This window comes from Reyranella sp. CPCC 100927 (assembly GCF_007859315.1).
Lineage (GTDB): Bacteria > Pseudomonadota > Alphaproteobacteria > Reyranellales > Reyranellaceae > Vineibacter.
Genome location: NZ_VOHA01000006.1, coordinates 137541 through 156217 on the forward strand (window position 1 = coordinate 137541; position 18677 = coordinate 156217).

The following is an 18677-nucleotide window of genomic DNA, read 5'->3' on the forward strand; positions in this document are numbered from 1 at the left end:
CTACACTTTCTTACGGCCGAGCGTGCCGAACAGGCCCTGCGGCCGCACCGCCAGCATCAGCAGCAGCACGATGTAGGGGGCCGTGTCCTTGAAGCCCTCCGGCAGGGTGGCACCGGCATAGAGTTCGATCAGGCCGATGATGATACCGCCGACCAGAGCGCCGGGGATCGAGCCGAAGCCGCCCAGCACCGCGGCGGCAAAGGCCTTGAGCGCAACGGCCAGCCCCATGTTGATGTCGATCAGCGTCACCGGCGCCAGCAGGATGCCGGCGACCGTCGCCACGCCCGCCGAGATTGCCCAGATCAGCGAGAAGATCAGCTTGACCGGGATGCCCATGTAATAGGCAGCCAGCTGATTCTGGGACGTCGCCTGCATGGCGACGCCGATCCGGGTATGCGTGAAGAACCCGTACAGAACCCCGCACAGCAACAGGGTGCCGGCAACGATCGACAGATACTGGTGGCTCAGCGTCACACCGCCCACCGTCCACACACCGGAGAACGGTGTCGGCAGGGTGTAGATTTCCGAGCCCCAGGTGACGCTGGCGAAGGTGCGGAACATGGCGCCCAGGCCGATCGTCAGCATGACCACGGCGAACTGCGGCTGGCCCATCACGCGGCGCAGCACCGTGGCATCGAGGAAGGCACCGAAAGCGGCGACCACCACGACAGCGATCAGGAAGCCGACCCAGTAGTCGAGGCCCCACCACACGACGGCCATGTAGGCGACAAAGGCGCCCAGCATCAGCAGGTCGCCCTGGGCGAAGTTCACCAGCTCGGTGGCTTTGTAGATCAGGACGAACCCGAGTGCGACCAGGCCATAAATACAGCCGACCGCGAGGCCGTTCAGCGTTAATTGCAGGAAGGTAGCCAGTGTACGCCCCCCGTTTCCATCCCTGGTTCACGGGTCTGACGCCCGCTGCGCTCTACATGAACGTAGATTCATAAACCAAGAAGGCCGCCACGCTGTCAATACGAATCACGACGCTATGTTCATCATTTCTCCGCTTCCTGCGGTTGTTATCGCAATGCGCGATCAGCCCGCGCATATGCACGGGATTCTCGTGTCGGTTCTCGCGATGGCGCTCATGATCGACGGCAGTGTGCGGCGGATCATCGAAGGCTTGCAGCTCCGCCGGTAGGCCTATAAAGGCCGTGCGTTGATGACGGGCCGGCTGCACGCCGGCCCGTCGTGTTTTGTCAGGACCGGCAGGAGGACTCCACGCTGGTCTTGTCGTACAGTGGCCGCGGCGCGGCGGGTCGGGATCAGGATCATGGGTGACGAGGCCAGACCGAAAACCGTGTTCGAGGCGGTACCGGGCGACAAGCTCGAGCTGTTCCAGAAATGGTTCTCGGACACCATCCCGCACAACAAGGCGCTGGGCCTTGTGGTCACCGCGGTGCGCAAGGGCGGCGCGTCGATGCGGCTCAACTGGCAGCCGCACCTCGTCGGCAATCCTGAGACCGGTGTGCTGCACGGCGGTGCCATCACCGCGATGCTGGATGCCTGCAGCGGCATGGCGGTGGCGACGATGCTCACCAAGGCACAGCCGTTCGCTACGTTGGACCTGCGCATCGACTATGTGCATCCGGCGACACCCGAGCAGCCGGTCCTGGCCGATGCCGAATGCTTTCGCCTGACCAGCAATGTCGCCTTTACCCGCGCCGTGGCGCACCACGGCGATCCGCGCGACCCCATCGCCTCGTCAGCCGGCACGTTCATGCTGGGCACCAAGGGCAAGGCCGCTGTCGGCCAGCACGCCGCCCGGATCGCCGCGACCGAGACCGGGAAAGCGACATGACCCTGCTGGAACGTCTGCACGCGGCGCGCAAGGCCAATGACCTGTCGCGCCTGAGCGAGGCCATTCCCTACGCGCGCTGGATGAACATGGCGCCCGAGAACAGCACCGGCGAGCTGCTGACGCGCATGCGTTATAACCCGCAGCTAATCGGCAACTCGCATCTGCCGGCGCTGCACGGCGGTACCATCGGCGCGCTGCTGGAAACGGCGGCGATCTTTCACCTGCTGTGGGAGACGGAAAACGCCGCCTTGCCGCGCATCATCAACATCACGGTCGACTATTTGCGGTCCGGCCGGCCCGTCGATACGCTGGCGCGCGCCACCTTCACCAAACTGGGGCGCCGGGTCGCCAGCGTCGCGGTCGAGGCCTGGCAGGACGATCGATCCAAGCTGGTCAGCGCCGCCCAGCTTCATTTCCTGGTAACACCTGTGAAGTAATCGCCGGGAGAGCGCCGCGAAAACGCAACGCGGCCGTGAGTGGGGCTTGCTTGACGGCCGCGGTGCGGCTTGCCATGTGCAGGCGATGACCGCTCCTGATCTGCGCACCTTTGAGACCGACGACACCGTCATGGACGGTGCTACCTTCACGGACTATCAGCGCCCGGGCGCGCTGATAGACAGCGACCATCCCGCCATCGTCACGTTTGCCCGGCAGGCGGTCGGGGCGGCGACCGATCCCGTCGACGTCGCGGTGCGGCTCTATTTCGCGGTGCGCGACGGGTTGCGCTACGACCCCTACGGCACGCCGTTGCGGCGCGACGCCTATGTGGCCAGCACCTGCCTGCAGGCGCGCCATGGTTATTGCATCAACAAGGCCGGCGTGATGGCCGCCGGCTGCCGTGCGCTGGGCATTCCCGCGCGGGTGGGTTACGCCGACGTGCGCAACCACATGACCACTAAGCGCCTGTCGGAGTGGATGGGCAGCGACATCTTCTATTTCCACGGCTACACCGACGTGTGGCTGGAGGGGCGCTGGCTGAAGGCGACGCCGGCCTTCAACAAGGAGCTGACCGACAAGTTTCGGCTCAAGCCGCTCGACTGGGATGGGCGCACCGATTCGATCTACCATCCCTTCGATCTCGAAGGTCGTCGTCACATGGAGTACTTGGCGTATCGCGGTGTCTATGCCGACATCCCGTTCGATACGCTGGCGGCGGCATTCCGGCAGTACTACCCCAAGATGTATCGCGCCGACGGCGGCGCAGCGCTGCGGGGCGACTTCGCCGCAGAAGGTGCGGCCGAATCAGCGAGCCATTAGACGCGGTCGAGTCTATAACCCTTCTCCCCGCGCCGGCGGGGGAAGGTGGCGCGAAGGCGTCCAACGACAATCGACCGCGAACCATCGTGCCAGCCTTGACATCGAAACGCTCGTCATCCGCCTCAGGTACGTCGACGCAAAGCGTCGAAGTACCGAAACGGGCGCTGTCTTCCCGCCCGCGCGGGAAGGCGATGATCTGACGGGGCCAATCGCGTGCAGATCACGCAACGCTCGGCCGGCTACGTCGCGCTGCTGGTGGCGCTGAGTTCGTTCGGCCCGCTCACCATGAGCATCTACACGCCGGTGATGCCGATGATCAGCGGCGCGCTGGGGGCAGGGCCGGACGAGGTCAAGGTCACCCTGACCACGTACATGCTCGGTTTCGCGCTCGGCCAGCTGTTCTACGGGCCGCTCAGCGATCGCTTCGGCCGTCGGCCCGTGCTGCTCGGCGGGCTGCTGTTCTTCACCGCCACCACGATCGGCTGCATCTACGCCCACAGCATCACCAGCCTGATCACGCAGCGCTTCTTCCAGGGCGTTGGCGCCTGTGCCGGCGTTGTCATCGGTCGCGCGCTGGCCCGCGATGCCTACGAGGCCCGCGACATGCCCCGTGTGATGGGCTGGATCTCGCTGGCGCTTAACATCTCGCCGGCCATTGCGCCCACCATCGGTGGTTATCTCGGTGAGCGTTTCGGCTGGAGCGCCACGTTCTGGGTGCTGGCAGCGTTCTCCACGATCCTGTTCGTCGTCACGGCGCTGGCCTTGCCGGAGACCAATCGGCACCGCAGCGCCAATATCGATGCTGCGTCCCTGCTTCGCGGCAGCGGCCAGATGCTGCGCGACCCGGTGTTCCTGGGCTACGTGCTGACCATGGGCTTCTCGTTCGCGCTCAACTTCGGGATGATCGCCGGCACGCCCTTCATCCTGCAGGACAGCCTGGGCTTCACGCCGCGCGAATTCGGCCTGCTGGTGCTGGTGTCGGTCAGCGGCTTCACGTCAGGCGGCATCTGCAACCAGATGATGATCGGGCGCGTGCCGCCGCCGCGCATCCTGCAGGGCGCAACCTGCTTCCAGCTGCTGGCGCTGGCCATCATGGCCGTGCCGGCCTATTTCAACACATTGGCATGGTGGTCGATCGTCGTGCCCCATGCGCTGCTGTCGTTCGGCTCGGGCATGATCGTGCCGACTGCCAGCGCCGGAGCGGTTGGCCTGCATCCACGCCTGGCAGGCACAGCCTCGTCGCTGTTCGGCCTGGCGCAAATGGGCATCGGTGCGCTGGGGACCGTGATGGTCGCGGTGTTGACCGGATGGGGCGGGCAGATCGCGGGCGTTCCGCAGGTCGGGGAGTGGGTCGGTTGCCGAACGGTGGCGTGTGGCGTGCCGATGCCGCTGGTGATCGGTCTGGTGCCGTTTGCCGCCGCCGGCGCGCTGAGCGCCTGGATGCTGCGCCGGGTATCGCGTCGCCTGACATAGACCGGTTCGCCGATCCTCAGCGTCTGTTCACTGAGGGCATGGCTGATGTCCCGGGAGTCCTAGACGGTTCATCCCGGGCGATATCACTGTCGCGCGAGTAGCGCATGCTCGCCTCGCGTGCGCGCTGATCGACGGATATCGCGCATGAAAGAAAAACTCTTCATCTATGACACGGTCGCCGCCGACAACAGGAAGCAGGCGGAGGTGCGGTTCAGCGCCATCGAGCATGCCTTCAGCGTGCATGCGCTGCCCGTCGCCAGCAAGGCGGAACTCCAGAGTGGATTGGACAAGCTGGTAGCGGACGGCCGGACCTTCGAAAGGGTTCTCTTTCAGACTCACGGCAATACCGGGCGCATTTGGATTGGAGAGGATGTCGTCCGCCATACGGACTGGCAAACCACTTTCGCCGGCCGGAACTATCATCGCCTGTTTCCGGCATTCACCCGCGTTTACTTTGACGGTTGCCTGGTCGCTGATGGTGACATGGGGACCGCGTTCCTGACGGCGGCGGGCGCGACCCTCTTGCGTCAGGCCGGCGGAGTCGTCTTTGCCTCGACGGAGCTCGGAGAAGGCATCGCCGTCGGCGTGCCGTTCGTCGGCGGTCACACCCTCTACTCGCGCGACAGCTTCGAATACATCTACTTCAAGCCAGGGGGCATCGTGGATGCGAAGCCGTCGGCGGCGCGAGTCGCCATGACAAAGCTCGGCTGGTAAGGCCGACCGCGCGCAGGCGCATCTGCAGGACCGGCTTTGCGGTATCTGCACCCGTTGTCCGCTGTTCGCGGAGCGGAGCCCTATGCCGAAAAGGCAATGCGCCCGGTCCGGGCCTTGGGCTAGAACGCCATGGACATCCACCGCTTGCCGCAGGGAGGACTGATATGGCGGGTATGCTGAAGGACAAGGTGGTGCTGGTGACCGGCGCCGGCGGCGGTATCGGCCGTGAGATGGCACTCCTGTGCGCCGAGGAAGGCGCCAAGGTCGTGGTCAACGACCTCGGTGGTGCGGTCGACGGCGAGGGCACGGGGAGCCAGACTCCGGCGGCAAAGGTCTGCGATGAGATCAAGGCCGCAGGCGGCGTGGCCGTCCCCAACTACGGCAGCGTCTCCGATCCGGCGGCGGCCGAGGCGATGATCAAGCAGGCGGTCGAGAATTTCGGCAAGATCGACGGCGTCATCAACAACGCCGGCATCCTGCGCGACCGCATTTTCCATCGCATGAGCCACCTCGACTGGAAGCAGGTGATCGACGTGCATCTGCACGGCGCTTTCAACACCTCGCGTGCCGCGGCGAACTACTTCAAGGAACAGAAGTCGGGTGCCTTCGTGCACTTCACGTCGACGTCGGGACTGGTCGGCAACTTCGGGCAGGCCAACTACGCGGCGGCCAAGATGGGCATCATCGGCCTGTCGCGGTCGATCGCGCTCGACATGAAGGCGTTCAACGTGCGCTCCAACTGCATCTCGCCGTTCGCCTGGACGCGCATGATCGGGACGATCCCCTCGGATACGCCCGAGCAGGTCGCGCGCCTCGACAAGATCAAGCGGATGACGCCGGCCAAGATCGCGCCGCTGGCGGCCTACCTGCTGTCGGACGCGGCCGATGGCGTGACCTCGCAGATCTTCGGCGTGCGCATGAACGAGATCATGCTGTTCAGCGCCAACCGGCCGGTGCGCTCGGTGCATATGTCCGAGGGCTGGACGCCACAGAGCATCGCCGAGACGGCAATGCCGGCGATGAAGCCGCACTTCATCGACCTCAATCGCTCGGGTGAGTATTTCAGCTGGGATCCGGTCTGATACCATTCCCGGCTATTACGGCAGACAGGAGGATCGCATGGCAGGCATCCTGAAGGACAAAGTGGTGCTGGTGACGGGCGCCGGCGGCGGCATCGGCCGCGAGATGGCGATCCTGTGCGCCAAGGAGGGCGCCAAGGTCGTTGTCAATGACCTCGGCGGTGCCGTCGACGGTGAAGGCGAGGGCAGCCAGACGCCGGCAGCGAAGGTCTGTGAGGAGATCAAGGCCGCGGGCGGCATCGGCATCCCGAACTACGGCAGTGTCTCCGATCCGGCGGCGGCCGAAGCGATGATCAAGCAGGCGGTCGAGAATTTCGGCCGGATCGACGGCGTTATCAACAACGCCGGCATCCTGCGCGACCGCATCTTCCACCGCATGAGCCATCTCGACTGGAAGCAGGTGATCGACGTGCACCTCAACGGTGCCTTCAACACCTCGCGCGCCGCGGCGAATTACTTCAAGGAGCAGAAGTCGGGCGCCTTCGTGCACTTCACGTCGACGTCGGGCCTGGTCGGCAATTTCGGCCAAGCCAACTACTCGGCGGCCAAGATGGGGATCATCGGGCTGTCGCGATCGATCGCGCTCGACATGAAGGCGTTCAACGTGCGCTCCAACTGCATCTCGCCGTTCGCCTGGACCCGCATGATCGGCACCATTCCCGCCGACACGCCGCAGCAGAAGGCCCGCGTGGAGCGCTCCAAGCGGATGACGCCGGCCAAGATTGCGCCGATGGCAGCGTTCCTGCTGTCGGACGCAGCCGAAGGCGTGACGTCGCAGATCTTCGGCGTGCGCATGAACGAGATCATGCTGTTCAACGCCAACCGGCCGGTGCGCTCCGTGCACATGTCCGAGGGTTGGACACCGCAGAGCATCGCCGAGACGGCGATTCCGGCGATGAAGCCGCACTTCATCAGCCTCGATCGCTCGCCGGAGTACTTCACCTGGGATCCGATCTGAGGTCTGTCATGTCGAGCGCAGCGAGGCATCCAGGATTTGCCCCAGATCCCCCGCTTCGCTCGGGATGACGGTCAGTCGATCGCTTCCACTTCGGCGTGGAAGGTGAAGGCGGCGAGTGCTTGGCGCACCGCCGCTTTTTTCTTGCCCGGCACCCGCAGGCGGACGTGCAGGCCATGCAGCGGATGCGGCGTGACGTCGACCTGCAATGCGGCGTCGGGGCCGACGACGTCACGGGCGTGGGCCTCGGCGACGCGGTGCGTCAGGTCGAGCTTGAGCGCCTGCTTGTGCACCTTGCCGACCGGCGTGACCGGCAGTCTCGCCAGCACCATGATGTCCTTGGGCACGGCGGCGCGTTCGGGAATGCGGGCCTGGGCGAAGGCCAGCAGGTCAGCCGCGGTGACAGCGGCGCCGGGATGGCACTGCACGTAGGCGACCGGGATCTCGCCGGCGTAGGCGTCGGGCCGGCCGATGGCTGCCGCCAGCGCCACCGCGTCGTGCGCCATCAACGCGTCCTCGATCATGCCGGGATCGATGCCATGGCCGCCGCGCTTGATCAGCTCCTTGGCCCGGCCGGTGACCCAGACGAAGCCGTCGGCATCAACGCGACCGAGATCGCCGGTGTCGAGCCAGCCGTCGGGGAAGAACGGCTGCTGCGCCGACGGCCGGTCGAGATAGCCCTCGAACACCATCGGACCGCGGATGGCCAGCACACCGATCTCGTCGGTGTCGCAGTCGCCCGATGCGCCGCCGCTTGCATCCGTGCGCACGGCCTTCACGGCGCAGTAAGGCAGCGGCAGGCCGACCGATCCACGCTTGCCGGCGCCGTCGCGCGGCCCGCTGGTCACCGCCAGCGTTGCTTCCGTCAGTCCCCAGGGCTCGACCACGGGCACACCAGCCGCATCGCTCAGGCGCGTGCCCAGGGCGCGGGGCAGGGCGGCGGCGCCGTTGACGATCAACCGCAGCGTGCCGCGGCCAGGTGGATCGGTGGCCAGTTGCGCCATCACGGTCGGTGGTCCGACCAGCACGGTCGCTGCGCACGCCGCGATCGTCTGCTTCAACGTGCCGACGATGCCCTCGCCCCGATAACCCAGTGGCCCCAGCATGACGACGGTGGCGCCCGATGCCAGCGGATAGAGCGTGCAGGCGAGCAGTCCGCCGACATGAAACATCGGCATGCCGCAGATGACGCGATCGCCATCGCTATAGCCATAGGCAAACCGCGAGATCAGGGCACCGGCGGCAAGATTGAAGGCCGTCAACGGTACGAACTTCGGCAGGCCGGTCGTTCCGCCGGTGTGGAAGAGGGCGACGCGATCGCTGCGCGCCCGTCCGGCCAGCGGCACTGCGGCGGGATCGGGCACGGGCAGCGATGCGGTGTCGATGTCGAGACAGATCGTCTCCGCCGGCAGGCGGCTGCGCACGGCATCGAGCGTCGCGGCGATGGCGGCCGGCGGGTCGCGCGGCAGCAGCACCAGTCGCGCGCGGCTTTCGATGAGCAGCACGCCGATCTGTGAGACGTCGAGGTAGATATTGACCGGCGCCAGGATGGCCGTCGACAGGGTGGCGATCATCGCTGCCACGGTGCCGGGCCCGTTCGGCAGCAGCGATGCGACGACGTCACCAGGGCCGATGCCGTGCTGCCGCAGTTGCGCGGCAATGGCGGTCGCACCGTCGCTGAGTGCCTGGCGCGAAAAGCGCACGGCGTCGTCGCCCGCCATGCCTCGCGGCAGATAGTCTACGGCCGGCGCTGTCGGTTCGACGGCTGCGGTCTGCGCGAACAGGGCAACGAGATCACGCCCGGCGAGCCGCGCGTCCAAGGACGTGGCGGCGAAGGCTGCGATGTCCGCGGCATTCCGGAAGGGCGGCATGGCGCTCATCTCGGCCATCAAGTCACGGTTTCACGATAACCTTGCCGAAGACTTGGCGCTCCTCAAGGGCGCGGACCGCGGCGATGCCGTCCGACAGCGGAACGATGCGATCGATCGGCGGATCGAAGTCGCCGCCTGCAACCAGATCGAGGCAGGCCTGCTGATCCTCGCGCGTCCAGCCGGTTGATCCGATGATGCTCATCTCCGACGTGAAGAGGTAGGGAATATCGGTCGGCGCCGCATAGCCGCCGGTGCCGCCGCAGCAGAGCAGGCGCCCGAAGCGCTTGACGCAACGGATCGAGGGCGTCCAGGTGTCGCCCGCCGTGAAATTGATCACGACGTCGACGCCACCGCCGCGCAGCAGCGAGCCGGTCTTGTCGCGGATGTAGCTGTCGATCGCGGTCGTCGCGTAGTTGATCGTGGCATCGGCGCCCAGTGCGGTAAGTTTGGCGCACTTCTCGTCGCTGCCGGCAGCGGCGATGACGGTGCAGCCGGCGCGCTTGGCCAGCAGCACGCATGCCGTGCCGACGCCGCCTGAGGCACCCAGCACCAGCACCGACTCGCCGGCCCGGATCTGGCCACGCGTATGGAGCATGCGATGCGCGGTGCCGTAAGCGCAGGGCAATGCCGCCGCCTTCTCGTCGCTGACGTTGTCGGGAATGCGCATCAGCTGGCTGGCGCGCACCGTGCAGTATTGCGCCAGGGCGCCGCGTCGCGTCTCGCCCAGCAGCTCGAACCGGCCACCCGTCCAGTCGACATGGTGCGGTATCGGCAAAACCCGATCGCCGACCTGCCAGTCCTCGACGCCCTGGCCCAGCTTGTCGATCACGCCGGCGCAGTCGCCGCCGGTGATGCCGGGCAGTTCGACCTTGATGCCCGGCATGCCACGCCGCGAAAAGATGTCGAGATAGTTCAGACCGCAGGCTGCAACCTTGATGCGCACCCAGCCGGCGGCAGGTTCGGGCGTCGGCACGTCACCGTAACGCAGCACCGACAGATCACCGTGCGTGTCGAAGTAGACAGCCTTCATCCGCATTCTCCGTCCAGGGGTCTTGCATATAATGGAGTTTGCTTGCAGATTATGCAAGACACTCGATTGACGGGGGAACGGATGATCAGGGCCATGGCCGCCGTACTTGTCGTTTCGCTTGCGTTGGCGCCAGCGGCGCTGGCGCAAGCCAAGCGCGTCGCGATCGCGGGATGGGGACCGCATCCGACGCTCAACGAATCGATCGAAGGCTTCAAGAAAGGCCTGTCGGAGGAGGGCTTCAGCGGCGCCGCTGTCGTCTTCGACGAGACCAACGTGAACTTCGACGCGGCGCTCATCCCGCAGATGCTGACGCGGCTGTCCGGCGCGCAGCCCGACCTGATGGCGACGGTGGCGACGCCGGTATCGGCGGCCGCGCGCCAGCAGCTGCGCGCCCGCACGTTTCCCGTTGTCGCCTTTCCGATTGCCGATCCGGTGCACGCCAAGCTGGTGCCGTCATGGTCGGCCGGCGACAAGCTGATGACAGCATCGTCGGTGGCGCTCGACTATCCGGCGGTGCTGGACTTCTTCAAGACACTGCTGCCAGGCGTGCGCCGCCTGGGTGTGCTGTTTGATACCGGCGATGACAGTTCGAAGGCGGCACTCGACGGTCTTCAAGCGGCAGCGGCCAAGGCCGGCATCACGATCACCGCCATTGGCGTCGACAATCCCAACGAATTGCCGCAGCGGGTGCAATCGGCCGTCGGTCGCGTCGATGCGCTGTTCACCGTGGCGTCCGGGCGCATCCAGCAGGGCATGGCGGCGATCGCCGCGACCGCCGATCGCGCCCGCCTGCCGGTGATCACGTCCATCCCGCAGGCCGTGCAGCAGCACTACGCGCTGGCAGCCTTCGCCGTATCGTTCGGCCAGTCCGGCCTGGCGGCAGGCAGGATTGCCGGCCGCATTCTGAGAGGCGCCGACGCCGCCAGCATTGCGCCCTATCGCGCCAATGCCGCCGAACACAAGCCGATCATCAGCAGCCGCAAGCTCGACGCGCTGGGCCTGACGCTGCCGCCGGCGCTGGCCGCCTGCAACTGCGTGGTCAACTGACGTCGTCATGATCACCGCTTCTCGGCTGCGCAAGATCTTCAACCGCGGCGCCGCGACGGAGCTGACCGCCATTGCCGGCATCGATCTGGCTGTGGCGGCGGGCGAGTTCGTGGCTGTGATCGGTGGCAATGGTGCCGGCAAGAGCACGCTGCTGAACCTGCTGGCCGGTGCTTACGCCTGTGACGAGGGGACGATCGCCATCGACGGCGCCGACGTCACGCGCACGCCCGAGCACGCGCGCGCGGCCTGGGTGGCACGCATCTTCCAGGATCCGATGCTGGGCACCGCCGCCGCGCTGACGGTGGAGGAGAACCTGACTCTGGCCCTGATGCGGGCGCAGGGTCGCGGGCTGAAACCGGCACTGACGACGGCGCGGCGAACGCGGTTTCGCGAGGCGCTGAGCGGTCTGCGCCTGGGACTGGAGGAACGGCTGGGGGTTGTCGTCAGCACGTTGTCGGGTGGCCAGCGCCAGGCTCTGGCCCTGGCCATGGCGACGTTGACGCCACCCAAGCTGCTGCTGCTCGACGAGCACACCGCGGCGCTCGATCCGCGGACGTCTGAGCTGGTGATGGAAGCAACCGTCGGGATCGTGGCGAAGGCGAAACTGACGACGCTGATGGTCACGCACAACATGGAGCATGCGCTGCGCTACGCGTCGCGCATCGTCATGATGGACGCCGGCCGTATCGTGGCCGATCTCGGCAGCACCGAGAAAGCCGGACTGGGCGTGAGCGATCTCATCGAGCGGTTCCGCATCCGGGACGACCGCATCGTTCTGCGGCAGGCGGGGGGCGCATGATCGACACCTTCATCAATCTGATACCCGTGACGCTGGTGCAGAGCCTGATCTACGCCTTCGTTGCCCTGGCGATCATGATTCCCTTCCGGACCCTGGCGCTGCCGGATCTGACGGTCGAGGGCAGCCTGCCGCTGGGCGGGTGCATCGCGGCGGCGCTGCTGACGGCAGGCGTCGATCCATGGAGCGGCACCGGCATCGCCGTCCTGGCTGGCGCCGCGGCCGGCATGGTGACGGCGCTGATCCATCTGTACTTCCAGGTGCCGTCGCTGTTGGCGGGCATCCTCGTGGCCACCATGGCGTGGAGCGTCGACCTGCGAGTCATGGCAATGCCCAACAAGGCCGTGCCGGCCGAGCTGTCGTTGTTCGACTGGCTGTCGCCGGCGATCCTGCTCGACATCCGCCTGCAGATGGCGCTGTTGGGCGTGCTTGTCTGTGCGACGCTCCTTGGACTGATCGCGTTCTACCGCACGGAAGTCGGCCTCACGTTGCGTTGCGTCGGGGCGAATGCGCGGTTGGCGCCGGCCCTGGGCATCAGCCGGCGACGATATGTGGTGGCGGGCTTCGGCCTGGCCAATGCGCTCGCCGCACTCGGCGGTGCGCTGGTGGTGCAGACCCAGGGCTACGCCGACGTCACGATGGGGTTCGGCGTCCTGGTCAACGGGCTGGCCGCCCTCATCATCGGCGAAGCGATCATCGGCCGCGCCACCATCGGGCGGCAGCTCGTGGCCCCCGTCGTCGGCTCGGTGATCTACTACCAGCTCGTGTCGCTGGGCCTGGCGACCGGGCTCAATCCGTCTGACCTGAAGTTCCTGACGGGTGCCTTCGTCCTGGTGACTCTCGCCGTGCCATTGATCACCGGCCGGTCCCGGTCGATTGTCGGGACATGACGAACACAGCAACATCGGCGCCGCGACAGCAGCGTCGCCCCGGCCTGATCGGCGGCATGAGCTGGCGATCGACCGAACTCTACTACCGGCGCCTCAACCAGGCCGTGGAAGAGCGGCTGGGGCCGCATCGCAGTTTTCGCGGCATGGTCTGGAACATGGACTATGCCGACCTGATCGGGCCGGCGTCCGCCGGACGGTGGGACGAGGTCGAGGCGCAGCTCGTGCAGGCGGCGCGCGGACTGGTCGCGGGCGGCTGCGATCTGGTCGTGCTCACCGCGGTGACGGCGCACCGTTTTCACGAGCCGGTCTTGACGGCCGCCGGGTGTCCCGTGCCGCATGTGCTTGCCGGTGCGGCGCGTGAGCTCGATAGCCTCGGCGTGACCTGCGCCGGCATCCTTGGGACAGCGACGACCTGCGCCACCGGCTTCGCCGATCACCATCTCGCCCGCAACGGCCGGACCCTCTTGCGGCTCGACGGGGATGCGCAGGCAGCGCTCGACACGCTGATCCAGGGCGCGCTGACGGTCGGTGACGTCACGGCCGACGGACGCGCCCAACTCGATGGCGCTGTCCGTGCGCTGGTGGACCGGGGCGCCGAGGCGGTCGTGCTGGCGTGTACGGAACTGCCCTTGCTGTTGCCGCTGGCCACCGCACCCGTGCCGCTGCTCGATTGCGTGGCGCTCCATGTTGATGAGATCTGTCGTCTGATCGTGAGTTCCTGAACATGCAGACCCAACCGGTTATCGAAATTGATCACCTGCTGACCTATGTGCGCGACCTGGATCACGCCGCCACGTTGTTCCGGCGCATGGGTTTCACCCTGTCGCCGATCAGTCGCATCGAGGGCATGGGGATCTCGAACCACCTCGTGCTGATGCATCCGGGCGTGCCGGGCGCCGGCAACTACATCGAACTGATGGCGGCGCATGACCGGGCCCGGCTGCCGTCGGTGATGGCGCAGACACTGTCGGGCGGCGAGGGCATCAAGTCGATGGTGCTGTCGGCTGCCGACGCACATGCGGCGCAGGCCGCCTTCGTGGCCCAGGGTTTCAACGCCGATCCGCCGGTCCATGTGAAGCGCGAATGGCCGATCGGGCCGGACGAGTCAGTCTTTCCCGAGTTCGATGTGCTGCTGCCGGTCGACGCCCCATTGGTCTTCAACTGCTGCCGCTACTTCAACGTCGAGCTCTACCTGCGCCCCGACTGGATGGAGCATGCCAACAGCGCACGGTGCTTGCGCTCGGTCCTGGCGGTTGCCGCCGAGCCGCAGCGCATCGTCGCAACTTTCGCCAGCGTTTTCGGGCGTCCGCCGATCGGTGGACCGGACGTCGTGCGCGTCTCGCCGGGTGCGGTCGATCTGGTCCTGATGACCCCGGCGGCGCTGCGCGAGCGCTATGGCCTCGACGTGTCGGCGCCGGACCAGGGGGCACGCTACATCGGCTATGTGATCGAGGTGGCGTCGCTGGAGCGGCTGACGGCTTGTCTTGCCCAGGGACACGTGGAACAACGCTCCCTCGGTGCGGCGGTGTGTGTCGGACCCGATGTCGGGTTGGGCAATCTCATCGTCTTTGAAGCAGGAACGTCGTGACGGCAGGGGCAGACGGGGGGAGCGGCAAGGATACGGCAGCATCGCGTGACAAGCGTCGACGGGGCGCCGTCGTTGCGCTGGAACCGGCCAAGGACATTCAGGGAATCCAGTCCGTCGAAACCGGCTTCTCCGTGCTCGACGTACTGGTCGACGCCGAGGGACCGCTGACGCTGGGCGATGTCGCCCGCGGCACCGGCCTGTCGCTCAGCCAGGCGCGGCGCTACCTCGTCAGCCTCACGCGCTATGGCATCGCGGTTCAGGATGCCGAGTCCGGCCGCTACGACCTGGGGCCGCGCGCCTTGCGCGTCGGGCTGGCGGCGTTGGGCCGCGTCGATGCCGTCGACCTCGCCGCCGTGGCGCTCAAGGAGCTGGCCGCCAATATCCACGAAGGTGGCACCTTGGCGGTGTGGGGCGATCAGGGACCGACCATCGTGCGCTGGTTCCGCGGCGGCGGCATCGGCGTGACGTCCCTGGGTTTGGGCACCATCTTTCCGCTGTTCACATCGGCGACCGGGCGCGTGTTCCTCACCTATCTGCCGCCCGAGAACACCCGGGCACAGCTTGGCCGCGAGCTGGGGGTCGAGGCGCTGGCCTCGCCGCAGACCCGCAAGGCCATCGAAGAGGTGCGGGCCGACGTGCGCGCCAAGGGATTTGCCTGGCTGAAAGGCCACTTCGTCAAGGACGTGCGCGGTGCCGGCGCGCCGATCTTCGATTCCCAGGGTGAGCTGGTGGCTGTCGTGGGCATCGCGGGGCCGGACCGCGATGCCTCGGTGCAGGCCCTGGTCGAAGCCGCCGCCAGTGTCTCGCGGCAACTCGGTTACGAGAGTGAACCGCGCAAACCGCAACCGGCAGCCAAGCGCCGCTAGCATTTGACGCCTCAGCAGGCGGGTCGTACTGCTTCACCTCCCGGGAACGCCCGCTTGAGGATCACATGTCGACCGCGCCCTTGAAGAACGAACCCAAGATCGATGCCGATGAAGTGCTCGACGGCATCCTGGAGTGGGTGACGATCGAAAGCCCGACGCATGATGCGACGGCGGTGAATGGTGTGGTCAGCAAGGTCGAAGGTCAGTTCCGCGATCTCGGTCTGAAGGTCGACCGCACGCCCGGTCGCGACGGCTTCGGCGATATCCTGGAATGCCGCACGCCGTGGGGCGGCGAGGGACCGGGCATCCTGGTGCTGGCGCATCTCGACACGGTGCATCCGATCGGCACTATCGGCCGCGAGCTGAAGATCCGTCGCGAGGGCGACAGCGTCTTCGGCCCCGGCATCTACGACATGAAGGCCGGCGGCTACATCGCCTATTACGCGCTGCGCCACCTGATCCGGCAGGGCAAGAAGAGCAAGCTGCCGGTGACGTTCCTGTTCATTCCGGAAGAGGAGGTCGGCAGCCCGACGTCGCGCGATCGCATCGAGCAGGCCGCCAAGGGCCACAAATACTGCCTGGTGATGGAGCCGGGCCGTGACGGCGATCGCGTCGTGACATCGCGCAAGGGCGTCGGCCGCTTCGTGCTGACGGTCAAGGGCAAGGCGGCACATGCCGGCGCCAAGCACGAGGATGGCCGTAGCGCCGTTCTCGAGATGGCGCGCCAGATCGTGCGTATCGAGGCGATGACGGACTATGGTCGCGGCATCACCGTCAATGTCGGGTTGGTGCAGGGCGGCACCGGTGTGAACGTCGTGCCGGCCGAAGCCACTGCCGAGATCGATCTGCGCGTGCCCGACGCCGCCCTGGCCGACGAGATGACGGCGACCATCCTGGGCCTGAAGCCGATCGGCGAGGACGTCGAGGTTGCGGTCGAGGGCGGCATGAACCGGCCACCGTATCGCAAGGATGCCGGCATCAGCGCTCTGTTCGAGAAGGCGCAGGCGATCTATCGCGAGATCGGCAAGGACCTGAAGGATGTGCCGCTGACCGGCGGCGGCAGCGACGGCAATTTCACCGCCGCGCTCGGCATTCCCACGCTCGACGGCCTGGGTGCCGACGGCAAGGGCGCCCATGCGGCCTACGAGCAGATCTACTACTCCTCGCTGATGCCCCGCACCTACCTCTGCGCCCGCCTGCTGGAAACGCTGGAGTGAGGATCTCCTCTCCCGCCAAGCGGGAGAGGAAGGGGCCCATCGTGCGCAGCACGATGGGAAGGTGAGGGGCCAAGCAGGCGGTGCCTCGTGTGGAAGCCCTCACCCGTCGGGCGCTTTCGCGCCCGCCGACCTCTCCCGCTTGCGGGAGAGGTGAAGACATCACTCCCCGCCCAGCAACTCGCGCAGCGACACCACGAACGCCGCCGGTGCTTCCTGCGGCACGTTGTGGCCGATGCGCGGCAGGACGCGGCGCTGATACGGGCCGGTGAAGTGCTTGTTGTGGTGCTCCGACTGCTCGGCCGGTCCGACGCCGTCGTGGCCGCCGTGCAGCACGATGGTCGGCACGCCGATCTTCGGCTGTCGCGCCAATTGGGCCTCGATGTCCTCCAGCGCCGGATCACCCGGCGCGTAGCCGTAGCGGTGGCGGTAGGACTGGATCACCACATCGACGAAATCGGGATTGTCGAACGACGCGGCGCTCTTCTCGAACGTCGCCTCGTCGAAGCGCCATTCCGGTGACCACAGGCGCCACAACAGCCGGCACACGTCGCGCCGGTTCTTTGTCAGGCCGGCGCGGCCACGCTCGGTGTGGAAATAGTACTGGTACCAGTACCGGTGCTCCTGCTCGGCTGGTGCCGGCGCGGCCGAGGCCGCGATATTCTGGATGTTGTAGCCGGTGCAGCTCAGCAGGCCCTGCGCGCGCTCGGGCCATAGCGCCGCCACGATGCAGGCGGCGCGGCCGCCCCAGTCGTAGCCCGCCAGCACCGCGCTCTTGATGTCGAGTGCATCCATGAAGCGCAACAGGTCGTGGCCCAGCGCCGCCTGCTGGCCCGACCGTGGCGTATCGGCGGACAGGAACCGCGTGGCGCCATAGCCGCGCAACGAGGGTATCAGCACGCGCCGTCCGTCGGCGGCCAGCGGCGGTGCGATGTCGTCGTAGGCATGCACGTCATAGGGAAAGCCGTGCAGCAGAATCACCGGGGCGCCGTCGGGCGGGCCGTGTTCTTCGTAGGCGATGTCCAGGACATCGGTACGGATGGTGCGTTGGATCATGCGTGCAGCATAGCGCTGCGCCGGGCGCGTTGACAGGCTTCAGCCGTGCGCCCACGCTAGGAGGGCCATGCTCGCCAAACCGACCGACTACCTGACTGCTGACGAGATCCGCGTCCTGCGCCGCAAATCGGATCTCGTGGGCGCTTTGCTTGTTCTGCACGCCTGGGGACTGATCTTCGGCGCCATGGCGCTGTTCGTCTGGTGGCCCAACCCGCTGACGTTCGTGCTGGCGGTGATGGTGATCGGCACGCGCCAGCTGGGCATTGCGATCCTGATGCATGATGCGGCCCACGGACTGCTGTTCGACAGTCGTCGACTCAACGATTGGGCCGGTGTCTGGCTGTGCGGCGCGCCGGTCGGCGCCAGCATGGCGCTCTACCGGCCCTATCATTTGACGCATCACCGCCGCACCCAGCAGGACGACGATCCCGACCTTGGCCTGTCGGCGCCGTTTCCCATCACGCGCGCCAGCCTGCGCCGCAAGGTCGTGCGCGACCTGCTCGGGCAGACCGCCTACCAGCGTCGCGGCGAGCAGATCCGCCGGGCGTTGGGACCGCGGACCCAGCCGCTCGTGGTCCGGCTTGCCGGCCTCCTGCGCGGCGAGCGCGATTTCTTCATCACCAATGCCGTGCTGTTCGCCGGCCTGGCGCTCGTCGGCTACTGGTGGCTCTATCCGGCGCTGTGGCTGCTGCCGCTGGCGACCTGGTACCAGCTGGTGAGTCGCATCCGTAACATCGCCGAGCACGCCGTCGTGCCCGACAACGACGATCCGCTGCGCAACACGCGCACGACCTACGCCAACCCGATCGAGCGGCTGTTCGTGGCGCCCTACTGGGTGAACTACCACCTCGAGCACCACATGTTTCTGTTCGTGCCGTGCTGGCGCCTGCCCGCTGCCCATCGCCTGCTGCTGGCCAAGGGTTACGGTCCGCAGATGGAGTTGCGCCGCGGCTATCACGACGTGCTGCGTCGCGCCACGTCCAAGCTGATCGACGGTCCGCGTGATGCCGCGCGCCCGCGCGGCACCCAGCACATCTGAG

General features: G+C 66.9%; 20 protein-coding genes. 15 read left to right on the forward strand and 5 right to left on the reverse strand.

The window, feature by feature from the left end:
* The gene (locus tag FQU96_RS18325; RefSeq protein ID WP_146542769.1) at nt 1-873 is read right to left on the reverse strand and encodes a branched-chain amino acid ABC transporter permease; all 873 of its coding nucleotides are present in this window, start codon (nt 871-873) and stop codon (nt 1-3) included.
* A 52-nt stretch (nt 874-925) separates the two neighbouring features.
* Nucleotides 926-1180, reverse strand: coding sequence for a hypothetical protein (locus FQU96_RS18330; protein WP_146542770.1), 255 nt, complete (start codon nt 1178-1180; stop codon nt 926-928).
* Nucleotides 1181-1273: 93 nt separating this feature from the next.
* Between FQU96_RS18330 and FQU96_RS18335 the strand changes: the two genes are divergently transcribed.
* The 7 genes from FQU96_RS18335 (at nt 1274) to FQU96_RS18365 (ending at nt 7282) form a co-directional block, all read left to right on the forward strand.
* Nucleotides 1274-1801, forward strand: coding sequence for a PaaI family thioesterase (locus FQU96_RS18335; protein ID WP_146542771.1), 528 nt, complete (start codon nt 1274-1276; stop codon nt 1799-1801).
* Nucleotides 1798-2238: a PaaI family thioesterase gene (locus FQU96_RS18340; protein WP_146542772.1), complete on the forward strand. Its 441-nt coding sequence runs from the start codon at nt 1798-1800 to the stop codon at nt 2236-2238. Before FQU96_RS18335 ends, FQU96_RS18340 begins: the two co-directional genes overlap by 4 nt.
* A gap of 85 nt (nt 2239-2323) precedes the next feature.
* Complete coding sequence (locus FQU96_RS18345) at nt 2324-3058, forward strand: transglutaminase family protein (protein WP_146542773.1); 735 nt, start codon at nt 2324-2326, stop codon at nt 3056-3058.
* Nucleotides 3059-3271: 213 nt separating this feature from the next.
* Nucleotides 3272-4531 (forward strand): multidrug effflux MFS transporter, encoded by a 1260-nt coding sequence (locus FQU96_RS18350; protein ID WP_146542774.1) that lies wholly within the window; start codon nt 3272-3274, stop codon nt 4529-4531.
* Nucleotides 4532-4675: 144 nt separating this feature from the next.
* Nucleotides 4676-5245: a hypothetical protein gene (locus FQU96_RS18355; protein ID WP_146542775.1), complete on the forward strand. Its 570-nt coding sequence runs from the start codon at nt 4676-4678 to the stop codon at nt 5243-5245.
* A gap of 164 nt (nt 5246-5409) precedes the next feature.
* Nucleotides 5410-6327: an SDR family NAD(P)-dependent oxidoreductase gene (locus tag FQU96_RS18360; RefSeq protein ID WP_146542776.1), complete on the forward strand. Its 918-nt coding sequence runs from the start codon at nt 5410-5412 to the stop codon at nt 6325-6327.
* A 37-nt stretch (nt 6328-6364) separates the two neighbouring features.
* Nucleotides 6365-7282 carry an SDR family NAD(P)-dependent oxidoreductase gene (locus FQU96_RS18365; RefSeq protein WP_146542777.1) on the forward strand — a complete coding sequence of 306 codons (918 nt, stop codon included), beginning with the start codon at nt 6365-6367 and terminating at the stop codon, nt 7280-7282.
* A 71-nt stretch (nt 7283-7353) separates the two neighbouring features.
* On the opposite strand, the gene FQU96_RS18370 is transcribed toward FQU96_RS18365, so the two are convergent.
* A complete protein-coding gene (locus FQU96_RS18370) occupies nt 7354-9168 on the reverse strand; it encodes an AMP-binding protein (protein ID WP_146542778.1) in 1815 nt (604 codons plus the stop codon).
* Between the two features lie 4 nt (nt 9169-9172).
* Nucleotides 9173-10180, reverse strand: coding sequence for a zinc-binding dehydrogenase (locus tag FQU96_RS18375; protein ID WP_146542779.1), 1008 nt, complete (start codon nt 10178-10180; stop codon nt 9173-9175).
* 93 nt (nt 10181-10273) lie between these two features.
* Here FQU96_RS18375 and FQU96_RS18380 point away from each other — a divergent pair, with 93 nt between their 5' ends.
* The 7 genes from FQU96_RS18380 (at nt 10274) to FQU96_RS18410 (ending at nt 16584) form a co-directional block, all read left to right on the forward strand.
* Entirely contained in the window at nt 10274-11227 is a 954-nt protein-coding gene (locus FQU96_RS18380) for an ABC transporter substrate-binding protein (RefSeq protein ID WP_178130575.1), read from the forward strand.
* A gap of 7 nt (nt 11228-11234) precedes the next feature.
* Nucleotides 11235-12026, forward strand: a complete 792-nt coding sequence (locus tag FQU96_RS18385; protein WP_146542781.1) for an ABC transporter ATP-binding protein — start codon at nt 11235-11237, stop codon at nt 12024-12026.
* Entirely contained in the window at nt 12023-12913 is an 891-nt protein-coding gene (locus FQU96_RS18390; RefSeq protein WP_146542782.1) for an ABC transporter permease, read from the forward strand. Before FQU96_RS18385 ends, FQU96_RS18390 begins: the two co-directional genes overlap by 4 nt.
* Nucleotides 12910-13635, forward strand: a complete 726-nt coding sequence (locus FQU96_RS18395; protein WP_146542783.1) for an aspartate/glutamate racemase family protein — start codon at nt 12910-12912, stop codon at nt 13633-13635. The genes FQU96_RS18390 and FQU96_RS18395 overlap by 4 nt, the downstream gene beginning before the upstream one ends.
* A gap of 2 nt (nt 13636-13637) precedes the next feature.
* Nucleotides 13638-14501, forward strand: coding sequence for a VOC family protein (locus FQU96_RS18400; RefSeq protein WP_146542784.1), 864 nt, complete (start codon nt 13638-13640; stop codon nt 14499-14501).
* Nucleotides 14498-15367, forward strand: coding sequence for an IclR family transcriptional regulator (locus FQU96_RS18405; protein ID WP_146542785.1), 870 nt, complete (start codon nt 14498-14500; stop codon nt 15365-15367). The genes FQU96_RS18400 and FQU96_RS18405 overlap by 4 nt, the downstream gene beginning before the upstream one ends.
* Nucleotides 15368-15432: 65 nt before the next feature.
* The gene (locus FQU96_RS18410) at nt 15433-16584 is read left to right on the forward strand and encodes a M20 family metallopeptidase (RefSeq protein WP_146542786.1); all 1152 of its coding nucleotides are present in this window, start codon (nt 15433-15435) and stop codon (nt 16582-16584) included.
* 159 nt (nt 16585-16743) lie between these two features.
* Here FQU96_RS18410 and FQU96_RS18415 read toward each other — a convergent pair whose 3' ends face one another.
* Nucleotides 16744-17637 (reverse strand): alpha/beta fold hydrolase, encoded by an 894-nt coding sequence (locus FQU96_RS18415; RefSeq protein WP_146542787.1) that lies wholly within the window; start codon nt 17635-17637, stop codon nt 16744-16746.
* A 67-nt stretch (nt 17638-17704) separates the two neighbouring features.
* Here FQU96_RS18415 and FQU96_RS18420 point away from each other — a divergent pair, with 67 nt between their 5' ends.
* Nucleotides 17705-18676 carry a fatty acid desaturase family protein gene (locus FQU96_RS18420; protein ID WP_146542788.1) on the forward strand — a complete coding sequence of 324 codons (972 nt, stop codon included), beginning with the start codon at nt 17705-17707 and terminating at the stop codon, nt 18674-18676.
* The last annotated feature ends 1 nt before the right edge of the window (nt 18677 follow it).

Coding starts and splice junctions, on each gene's coding strand:
- FQU96_RS18335 (WP_146542771.1), top strand. CDS start 1,274: ATGGGTGACGAGGCCAGACCGAAAACCGTGTTCGAGGCGGTACCGGGC.
- FQU96_RS18340 (WP_146542772.1), top strand. CDS start 1,798: ATGACCCTGCTGGAACGTCTGCACGCGGCGCGCAAGGCCAATGACCTG.
- FQU96_RS18345 (WP_146542773.1), top strand. CDS start 2,324: ATGACCGCTCCTGATCTGCGCACCTTTGAGACCGACGACACCGTCATG.
- FQU96_RS18355 (WP_146542775.1), top strand. CDS start 4,676: ATGAAAGAAAAACTCTTCATCTATGACACGGTCGCCGCCGACAACAGG.
- FQU96_RS18360 (WP_146542776.1), top strand. CDS start 5,410: ATGGCGGGTATGCTGAAGGACAAGGTGGTGCTGGTGACCGGCGCCGGC.
- FQU96_RS18365 (WP_146542777.1), top strand. CDS start 6,365: ATGGCAGGCATCCTGAAGGACAAAGTGGTGCTGGTGACGGGCGCCGGC.
- FQU96_RS18370 (WP_146542778.1), bottom strand. CDS start 9,168: ATGGCCGAGATGAGCGCCATGCCGCCCTTCCGGAATGCCGCGGACATC.
- FQU96_RS18375 (WP_146542779.1), bottom strand. CDS start 10,180: ATGAAGGCTGTCTACTTCGACACGCACGGTGATCTGTCGGTGCTGCGT.
- FQU96_RS18380 (WP_178130575.1), top strand. CDS start 10,274: ATGGCCGCCGTACTTGTCGTTTCGCTTGCGTTGGCGCCAGCGGCGCTG.
- FQU96_RS18385 (WP_146542781.1), top strand. CDS start 11,235: ATGATCACCGCTTCTCGGCTGCGCAAGATCTTCAACCGCGGCGCCGCG.
- FQU96_RS18390 (WP_146542782.1), top strand. CDS start 12,023: ATGATCGACACCTTCATCAATCTGATACCCGTGACGCTGGTGCAGAGC.
- FQU96_RS18395 (WP_146542783.1), top strand. CDS start 12,910: ATGACGAACACAGCAACATCGGCGCCGCGACAGCAGCGTCGCCCCGGC.
- FQU96_RS18400 (WP_146542784.1), top strand. CDS start 13,638: ATGCAGACCCAACCGGTTATCGAAATTGATCACCTGCTGACCTATGTG.
- FQU96_RS18410 (WP_146542786.1), top strand. CDS start 15,433: ATGTCGACCGCGCCCTTGAAGAACGAACCCAAGATCGATGCCGATGAA.
- FQU96_RS18415 (WP_146542787.1), bottom strand. CDS start 17,637: ATGATCCAACGCACCATCCGTACCGATGTCCTGGACATCGCCTACGAA.
- FQU96_RS18420 (WP_146542788.1), top strand. CDS start 17,705: ATGCTCGCCAAACCGACCGACTACCTGACTGCTGACGAGATCCGCGTC.